Consider the following 2,500-nt stretch of genomic DNA (forward strand, 5'->3'; position numbering starts at 1 on the left):
GAAAGAGTACCTGAAACCGATTGCCTACAAACAGTGGAAGCCCAAGGTTCGTCCTGGGTGACCACGTACCTTTTGTATAATGGGTCAGCGACTTAGTGTGACGAGCAAGCTTAAACCGCTAGGTGTAGGCGCAGCGAAAGCGAGTCTGAACAGGGCGTTCAGTTCGTCGCATTAGACCCGAAACCGAGTGATCTAGCCATGAGCAGGTTGAAGGTAAGGTAACACTTACTGGAGGACCGAACCCATAACTGTTGCAATAGTTCGGGATGACTTGTGGCTAGGGGTGAAAGGCCAATCAAACTCGGAAATAGCTGGTTCTCCGCGAAATCTATTTAGGTAGAGCGTCGACCGAATACCCCAGGGGGTAGAGCACTGGATGGGCTAGGGGTCCTCACCGGATTACCAAACCTAACCAAACTCCGAATACCTGGGAGTACTAGTCGGCAGACACACGGCGGGTGCTAACGTCCGTCGTGAAAAGGGAAACAACCCTGACCTACAGCTAAGGTCCCCAAGTTATGGCTAAGTGGGAAAGGATGTGAGGATCCCAAAACAACCAGGATGTTGGCTTAGAAGCAGCCATCATTTAAAGAAAGCGTAACAGCTCACTGGTCTAAATAAGGGTCTTTGCGCCGAAAATGTAACGGGGCTAAAGCCATACACCGAAGCTTAGGGTTTGGTCCGCAAGGGCCAAGCGGTAGCGGAGCGTTCTGTAAGCTGATGAAGCCATACCCGTGAGGGGTGGTGGAGGTATCAGAAGTGCGAATGCTGACATGAGTAACGTAAGGGGAGTGAGAGACTCCCCCGCCGAAAGACCAAGGGTTCCTGCTTAAAGCTAATCTGAGCAGGGTTAGCCGGCCCCTAAGACGAGGCGGAAACGCGTAGTCGATGGGAACCACGTTAATATTCGTGGGCTTGGAGGTAGTGACGGATCATTGAGGTAGTCCAATCTTATCGGATTGAACGGGCTGCTGCGTGGTTCCAGGAAATAGCTCCTCCTTATAAACCGTACCCGAAACCGACACTGGTGGTCTGGTAGAGTATACCAAGGCGCTTGAGAGAACTATGCTGAAGGAACTCGGCAAATTGCACGCGTAACTTCGGAAGAAGCGTGACCCTTTTCTACGCAAGTAGAGGAGGGTGGCACAGACCAGGGGGTAGCGACTGTTTATCAAAAACACAGGGCTCTGCGAAGTCGCAAGACGACGTATAGGGTCTGACGCCTGCCCGGTGCTGGAAGGTTAAGAGGAGGGGTGCAAGCTCTGAATCGAAGCCCCAGTAAACGGCGGCCGTAACTATAACGGTCCTAAGGTAGCGAAATTCCTTGTCGGGTAAGTTCCGACCTGCACGAATGGCGTAACGACTTCCCCGCTGTCTCCAGCATAGACTCAGTGAAATTGAATTCCCCGTGAAGATGCGGGGTTCCTGCGGTTAGACGGAAAGACCCCGTGCACCTTTACTATAGCTTTACATTGGCATTCGTAGTGGCATGTGTAGGATAGGTGGTAGGCTTTGAAGCCTGGGCGCCAGCTCAGGTGGAGCCACCCTTGAAATACCACCCTTATTACTATGGATGTCTAACCGCGGCCCGTTATCCGGGTCCGGGACAATGTATGGTGGGTAGTTTGACTGGGGCGGTCGCCTCCTAAAGAGTAACGGAGGCGCGCGATGGTGGGCTCAGAACGGTCGGAAATCGTTCGCTGAGTGCAATGGCATAAGCCTGCCTGACTGCGAGACTGACAAGTCGAGCAGAGACGAAAGTCGGTCATAGTGATCCGGTGGTCCCGCGTGGAAGGGCCATCGCTCAACGGATAAAAGGTACGCCGGGGATAACAGGCTGATGACCCCCAAGAGTCCATATCGACGGGGTTGTTTGGCACCTCGATGTCGACTCATCGCATCCTGGGGCTGGAGCAGGTCCCAAGGGTATGGCTGTTCGCCATTTAAAGCGGTACGTGAGTTGGGTTCAGAACGTCGTGAGACAGTTCGGTCCCTATCTGCCGTGGGTGTAGGAATATTGAAAGGATCTGTCCCTAGTACGAGAGGACCGGGATGGACGGATCTCTGGTGGACCTGTTGTGGCGCCAGCCGCATAGCAGGGTAGCTATATCCGGACGGGATAACCGCTGAAGGCATCTAAGCGGGAAACCCACCTTAAAACGAGTATTCCCTGAGAACCGTGGAAGACGACCACGTTGATAGGCCGGGTGTGGAAGAGCGGCAACGCTTGAAGCTTACCGGTACTAATAGTTCGATCGGCTTGATCGTTCTCATTCCTTATGCCCATCTGACAAAGTCAGATGGTCTGTTCTCACTCACGCTTGTTCCGCCCTGCGGGCGGCGCTACGTGGGTGCGGCGCATCAGCGCCGACGGTCGGTCGACCTTGCGAAGCTTCGCTTCGAAAGGCGCCAGACCAAGAACCGTAAAGGCACACAAAGACCAGCGAACAGCCCCGAGAGGCACCCGACAGCTCCGCTGCCGATGTCTCTTTGTGCCCTT

At 54.1% G+C, this 2,500-nt stretch carries 1 rRNA gene (running past one end of the window); it reads left to right on the forward strand.

Annotation, left to right across the window (positions count from 1 at the left end):
- A 23S ribosomal RNA gene (locus A9K65_RS08300) occupies positions 1 to 2,268 on the forward strand; it begins 554 nt to the left of the window's first position.
- Positions 2,269 to 2,500 lie beyond the last annotated feature (232 nt).

Origin of the sequence: Mesorhizobium sp. WSM1497, assembly GCF_001672455.2 — a bacterium.
GTDB classification, from domain to species: domain Bacteria; phylum Pseudomonadota; class Alphaproteobacteria; order Rhizobiales; family Rhizobiaceae; genus Mesorhizobium; species Mesorhizobium ciceri.